Annotated in this window: 9 protein-coding genes; all 9 read left to right on the top strand. The window is 66.1% G+C overall.

All coding sequences use genetic code 11. The features are described 5' to 3' along the window. A partial coding sequence (locus tag C665_RS17860) for a DNA polymerase III subunit gamma/tau C-terminal domain-containing protein (RefSeq protein ID WP_004325194.1) occupies window positions 1–508 on the top strand: 508 nt, incomplete at its 5' end. Window positions 509–581: 73 nt separating this feature from the next. Continuing rightward, window positions 582–905 (top strand): YbaB/EbfC family nucleoid-associated protein, encoded by a 324-nt coding sequence (locus C665_RS17855; protein ID WP_004325193.1) that lies wholly within the window; start codon window positions 582–584, stop codon window positions 903–905. Window positions 906–916: 11 nt separating this feature from the next. Beyond that, window positions 917–1,510 (top strand): recombination mediator RecR, encoded by a 594-nt coding sequence (recR, locus tag C665_RS17850; protein WP_004325192.1) that lies wholly within the window; start codon window positions 917–919, stop codon window positions 1,508–1,510. A 185-nt stretch (window positions 1,511–1,695) separates the two neighbouring features. Continuing rightward, on the top strand, window positions 1,696–2,289 hold the full coding sequence (petA, locus tag C665_RS17845) for a ubiquinol-cytochrome c reductase iron-sulfur subunit (RefSeq protein WP_004325190.1): 594 nt from the start codon (window positions 1,696–1,698) through the stop codon (window positions 2,287–2,289). Window positions 2,290–2,292: 3 nt separating this feature from the next. Next, complete coding sequence (locus C665_RS17840) at window positions 2,293–3,561, top strand: cytochrome b (protein ID WP_004325188.1); 1,269 nt, start codon at window positions 2,293–2,295, stop codon at window positions 3,559–3,561. Next, on the top strand, window positions 3,558–4,313 hold the full coding sequence (locus C665_RS17835; protein ID WP_004325187.1) for a cytochrome c1: 756 nt from the start codon (window positions 3,558–3,560) through the stop codon (window positions 4,311–4,313). Before C665_RS17840 ends, C665_RS17835 begins: the two co-directional genes overlap by 4 nt. A gap of 107 nt (window positions 4,314–4,420) precedes the next feature. Continuing rightward, on the top strand, window positions 4,421–5,017 hold the full coding sequence (locus C665_RS17830) for a glutathione S-transferase N-terminal domain-containing protein (protein ID WP_004325185.1): 597 nt from the start codon (window positions 4,421–4,423) through the stop codon (window positions 5,015–5,017). A 64-nt stretch (window positions 5,018–5,081) separates the two neighbouring features. Then, window positions 5,082–5,552 (top strand): ClpXP protease specificity-enhancing factor, encoded by a 471-nt coding sequence (locus tag C665_RS17825; protein ID WP_004325183.1) that lies wholly within the window; start codon window positions 5,082–5,084, stop codon window positions 5,550–5,552. Between the two features lie 9 nt (window positions 5,553–5,561). Continuing rightward, window positions 5,562–6,062 carry a hemerythrin domain-containing protein gene (locus C665_RS17820; protein WP_004325180.1) on the top strand — a complete coding sequence of 167 codons (501 nt, stop codon included), beginning with the start codon at window positions 5,562–5,564 and terminating at the stop codon, window positions 6,060–6,062. The last annotated feature ends 49 nt before the right edge of the window (window positions 6,063–6,111 follow it).

The following is a 6,111-nucleotide window of genomic DNA, read 5'->3' as shown; positions in this document are numbered from 1 at the left end:
GGCGGAGGAAGTCCCGTCGCGGTCCGCGCCCCTTCCCGCGGTGCGCGCGCCCGAGCCGGCGACGTCTCCGGCTGCGCCGACCCAGGATGCGCCCGCCGCCAGTGGCGATGCCGCGGCGCTGCTTGCGCTCGGCGACTGGCGCGGCCTGATCCGCGCGCTCGGGCTCGGCGGACTGGTGCGCGAGCTTGCCCAGCACTGCGAATGGGTCGAGTGTGGCGATGGCGTGCTGCAGCTGCGCCTGTCGACCGCGCACCGCCACCTGCTCGACATGAATCGCGGCGCGGTCGAGCGCCTGCAGGACGTGCTGTGCGCCGCGCTCGGACGCACGCTCGCGGTGCGCATCGCGATCGGCGACATCTCCGGACAGACCCCCGCGCAGCGCGACGCGATCGAGCGCCAGGTCCGCCATGCCGAGGCGGTCGCAGCGCTCGAGGCCGACCCCTTCGTGCGCGAGCTGATCGAACGTTTCGACGCCACGCTCGTCGAGAACACGGTGAAACCCCTTTGAACCCCTTCGATGCCGGGAGGCGCGCCCTCCCGATCGACCCCACCCGACAACCGATCCGACGGAGAACACCATCATGATGAAAGGCGGTATCGCGGGCCTGATGAAGCAGGCCCAGCAGATGCAGGAAAACATGAAGAAGATGCAGGACCAGCTCGGCTCGATCGAGGTCGAGGGGCAGTCCGGCGCCGGCATGGTCAAGGTGCAGATGACCTGCAAGTACGACGTGCGCCGGGTGTCCATCGACGAGTCGGTCATGGACGACCGCGAGATGCTCGAGGACCTCGTCGCCGCAGCGCTCAACGACGCCGTGCGCAAGGTCGAGGCGGCCACCCAGGAGAAGATGTCCAGCGTCACCGCCGGGCTGAACCTGCCGCCGGGCATGAAGCTGCCGTTCTGAGCGGCGGGCCGATGTCGCCTTCCAGCCTCGACGAACTGATCGAGGCACTGCGCTGCCTGCCCGGGGTCGGCCCCAAGTCGGCGCAGCGCATGGCCTATCATCTGCTGCAGCGTGATCAGCGCGGCGCGGCGCGGCTGGGCAATGCCCTGCTGCATGCGCTCGAGGTGCTGCGCCATTGCGCGCGCTGCAACAGCTTCACCGAGGACGAGGTGTGTCCGCGCTGCGCCAATCCGCGCCGCGACGCCGCGCTGCTGTGCGTGGTGGAGATGCCGGCCGATCTCGCCATGATCGAGCAGACGCAGTCCTACAACGGCCTCTACTACGTGCTGATGGGCCGGCTTTCGCCGCTCGATGGCGTCGGGCCGCGCGAACTGCGCCTGGACAAGCTGATCGCGCGCGCCACCGAGGAGGGGGTGCGCGAGGTCATCCTCGCCACCAACTTCACCAACGAGGGCGAGGCCACCGCGCACACCGTCGCGAGCCTGCTCGGCGCGCGCGGGGTCAAGGTCAGCCGGCTGTCGCGCGGCGTCCCGGTCGGCGGCGAGCTCGAGCATACCGACATCGGCACCATCGGCCAGGCTCTGATCGAGCGCCGCGCGGTCTGAATTTCCGTTGCTGCAATGCAGCAACGCATGCCCCGGGCGGTTCCTGATCGGTGTCGGTTTTCGTGCCGAAGGCCTTGTTCCGGCTGGCGATCGGCCCGTCGCGCTTTCTCTGCTGCAGCGTCTTCGATATAATCGGATGGTTATTTGTATCCAGGTCTTTCGTTTTCCTTTTTGGGAAGAGGCTCATGAGCGTTGATCAGAAAATGGACAGCAGCCGCCGCACCCTGCTGCTGGCGACGTCCGCCGCAGGTGGCGTCGCCGCAGTGGCGACCGCGGTGCCGTTCGTCGCCAGCCTGACGCCGTCCGAACGCGCGAAGGCGGCCGGTGCGCCGGTGGAGGCGGACGTCAGCAAGCTGAAGCCGGGCGAGATGATGACGGTGGAGTGGCGTGGCAAGCCGGTGTGGATCCTGCGCCGCACGCCCGAGATGCTCGCCTCGCTCGACAAGACGGACGAAAAGGTCAGCGACCCCAACTCCGTGAAGCCGCAGCAGCCCGAGTACGCCAAGAACAAGCACCGCTCGATCAAGCCGGAGTACCTGGTCACGGTCGGCATCTGCACCCACCTCGGCTGCTCGCCCTCCGAGAAGTTCAAGGTGGGCGCGGACAGCGGCATGGGCGCCGACTGGCCGGGTGGCTTCCTGTGCCCCTGTCACGGCTCGATCTTCGATCTGGCCGGCCGCGTGTATAGCAGCATGCCCGCGCCGGACAATCTCGAGGTGCCGCCGCACCAGTATCTCGCGGACACCAAAATCCTTGTTGGCGATGACGGGAAGGCATAAGCGATGACGACCAAATCCCAAGCCGTTCTCAACTGGATCGACGAGCGCTTCCCGCTCACGTCGACCTGGAAGGCGCACCTGTCCGAGTACTACGCGCCGAAGAACTTCAACTTCTGGTACTTCTTCGGCTCGCTGGCCCTGCTGGTGCTGGTGATCCAGATCCTCACCGGCATCTTCCTGGTGATGCACTACAAGCCGGACGCCTCGCTCAACGCGTCGGGCGTTCCGGTGGCGTTCGCCAGCGTCGAGTACATCATGCGCGAGGTGCCGGGCGGCTGGCTGATCCGCTACCTGCACTCGACCGGTGCGTCGGCCTTCTTCATCGTCGTGTATCTGCACATGTTCCGCGGCCTGCTCTATGGCTCTTATCGCAAGCCGCGCGAGTTGATCTGGGTCTTCGGCACGCTGATCTTCCTGGTGTTGATGGCCGAGGCGTTCATGGGCTATCTGCTGCCGTGGGGCCAGATGTCGTTCTGGGGCGCCCAGGTGATCGTGAACCTGTTCTCGGCGATCCCGGTGATCGGTCCGGACCTGTCGCTGGTGATCCGCGGCGACTACGTCGTCTCCGACGCCACGCTGAACCGCTTCTTCTCCTTCCACGTCATCGCCGTGCCGCTGGTGCTGATCGGCCTGGTGCTCGCGCACATCGTCGCGCTGCACGAAGTCGGCTCCAACAACCCCGATGGTGTCGAGATCAAGAAGAAGAAGGATGCGACCGGCAAGCCGCTCGACGGCATCCCCTTCCACCCGTACTACACGGTGAAGGACATCGTCGGCGTCGTCGTCTTCCTGTTCTTCTTCAGCGCGGTCGTGTTCTTCATGCCCGAGGGCGGTGGCTACTTCCTCGAGTTCAACAACTTCATCCCGGCCGATCCGCTGAAGACCCCGCCGCACATCGCGCCGGTGTGGTATTTCACCCCCTTCTATTCGATCCTGCGCGCCGTGACCTATCCGCTGTTCGGTCTCGATGCGAAGTTCTGGGGCGTGGTGGCCATGGGCGCGTCGGTGGTGATCATCGCCTTCCTGCCCTGGCTGGACCGCAGCCCCGTCAAGTCGATCCGCTACAAGGGGCCGATCTTCAAGATGGTGCTGGTCGTCTTCGTGATCGCCTTCTTCATCCTGGGTTACCTGGGTGTTCTGCCCCCGACCCCGGGTCGCACGCTGGTGTCGCAGATCTGCTCGGTGATCTACTTCGCCTTCTTCCTGCTGATGCCGTGGTACAGCAAGCTCGACAAGTGCAAACCCGAACCGGAAAGGGTGAACTTCAAATGAAAACGCGAGTGATCAACTTCATCAAGCGGTTCGCGGCCGTGGCGCTGTTCGCGCCGGCCGTGGCGATGGCCGCCGGTGCCAGCGTGCATCTGGACAAGGCGCCGGTGAGCAGCGAGCCGGCCGCGCTGCAGCACGGCGCCAAGCTGTTCGTCAATTACTGCATGAACTGCCATAGCGCCAGCTTCGTGCGCTACAACCAGCTGCAGAACATCGGCCTCTCCGAGGCGGAGATCCGCGACAACCTAATGTTCACCGGCGAGCGCGTCGGCGACCTGATGAAGATCGCGATGCGGCCGGCGGAGTCCAAGGGGTGGTTCGGCGTCGCGCCGCCCGACCTGACGCTGGTGGCGCGGCAGCGCGCCTCGGCGGACGGCAGCGGGGCCGACTGGCTGTATACCTATCTGCGCCAGTTCTACCGCGACCCGAGCCGCCCGACCGGCTGGAACAATGCCATCTTCGCCAACGTGGCCATGCCGCACGTGTTCTGGCAGCTGCAGGGCGAGCAGGTCGCCAAGATCACGCAGAATGCGGACGGCACGACGACGACGGCCCTCGAACTCGTCAAGCCGGGCAAGCTGTCGGTCCAGGAGTACGACAAGGCGGTCGCCGACCTCGTCTCCTTCCTGGTCTGGATGGGCGAGCCGGTGGCCGAGAAGCGCAAGTCGATCGGCGCCCTCGTGCTGATCTTCCTCGCCGGCATGTTCGTGCTCAGCTACGCGCTGAAGAAGAACTACTGGAAGGACATTCATTGATTCCTGTCGCCGCGGCCCTCCGGGCCGGCTAGCGCGGTCCTGACCCTGACGCACCACGCGGACCCGCGTGGTGCGCTTTTGCTTTTGAATTCCGGAGTCGTAACACCATGATGAACCTGTATTCCGGCACGACCGATCCCTTCAGTCATCGTTGCCGGATCGTGCTGTTCGAAAAAGGCATGGACTTCGAGGTCATCGACGTCGACCTCTACAACAAGCCCGAAGACATCGCCGTCATCAACCCGTACAACCGCGTGCCGGTGCTGGTCGATCGCGACCTCGTGCTCTACGAGGCCAACATCATCAACGAGTACATCGACGAGCGCTTCCCGCATCCGCAGCTGATGCCACCCGACCCGATCATGCGTGCGCGTGCCCGCCAGCTGTTGCACACTTTCGAGCAGGAGCTGTTCACCCACCTGGAGGCCCTGGAGGCCGCGCAGAAGGGCGTGGACAAGGTGCGCGCCCACGTGCGCGACCATCTCACCCAGCTCGCGCCGGTGTTTACCAAGCAGAAATACATGCTCGGCGAGGAGTTCTCCATGCTCGACGTCGCGATCGCCCCGCTGCTGTGGCGCCTCGAGCACTACGGCATCGAACTGCCCAAGGCTGCTGCGCCGCTGATGAAGTACGCCGAACGCATCTTCAGCCGTCAGGGATTCATCGACGCGCTGACCCCGTCCGAAAAGGTCATGCGGCGCTGAGCCGCACGACCGCAGTCAGGCCGTGCGGCGCCCGCAGGGGCGTGGCACGGCCACCGGAGAGCCGATGAGCACCGTCTCGACCAAGCCATACCTGTTGCGCGCCATCTGGGAATGGTGCGTGGATCAGGGTTTCACGCCCTATCTCGCCACGCTGGTGGACGAGGACACCCGGGTGCCGCCCGGTTACGCGCGCGACGGCCAGATCGTGCTGAACCTTTCGCCCGACGCCACCGGCCAGCTGCAAATGGCCAACGACTTCATCAGCTTCCAGGCCCGTTTCGGCGGTGCCGCGCATTCGCTGGTGATCCCGGTGGCCAACGTGGTCGCGATCTACGCACGCGAGAACGGGCAGGGCATGGCCTTCGAGCCCGAGCTCGAGGCGGTGGAGGATGCGTCCGTGGCGGTGCAGGATCCGTCCGCCGACGTCGTCCAGGACATGAGCGACACCACCGCCGAACTGCGTCGCGAGCGCTCCGCGGAGCCGCAGCCCCCCGCGCGCCCGCCGCGCGGCAGCCATCTCAAGATCGTCAAGTGAGGAACACCGATGCCTAGCCTTGCCTGGAGCGCCGATCTCGACAACAACCTCGCCCCGATGGACGAGACCCATCGCGAGTTCGTCGAGTGCTACAACGCCGCGGCCAACGCCGCGCCCGATGATTTCCTGCGTGCGCTCGACGCGCTCATCGAGCATGCGAAGGCCCACTTCGATCTCGAGAACGGCTGGATGGAAGCGGTCGACTTTCCCGGCTGCCATCGCGCCGAGCATGACCGCGTGCTCGCGGTGATGGCCGACATCCGCAAGCGCGTCGAGCGCGGCGACCACTTCCTTGGCCGCCGACTGATGGAAGAGCTGCCGGCCTGGTTCGTGAATCACGTGAACGGCATGGATGCCGCGCTCGCCTTTCATCTGGCGACGATCGGCTTCGACGTCGATTCGTGCACGCTGCGCCCACTCGCCGAAGGCGAGACGCGCGCCGCCGGCTGTGGCTGCGCCACGCTCGCTGCCGAGGATGCGGCAGCCGGCGAGGCCGCGCGCGCGGCCTGACGCGGCCTCCTCCGCGATGCGTTCGGCCCGCCGCAACGCGTCGCCGGGC

The organism is Thauera aminoaromatica S2, from assembly GCF_000310185.1.
Taxonomy (GTDB): Bacteria; Pseudomonadota; Gammaproteobacteria; order Burkholderiales; family Rhodocyclaceae; genus Thauera; species Thauera aminoaromatica.
Note: the sequence above shows the minus strand (reverse complement) of the source record. Positions and strands in the feature narration are given on the sequence as shown.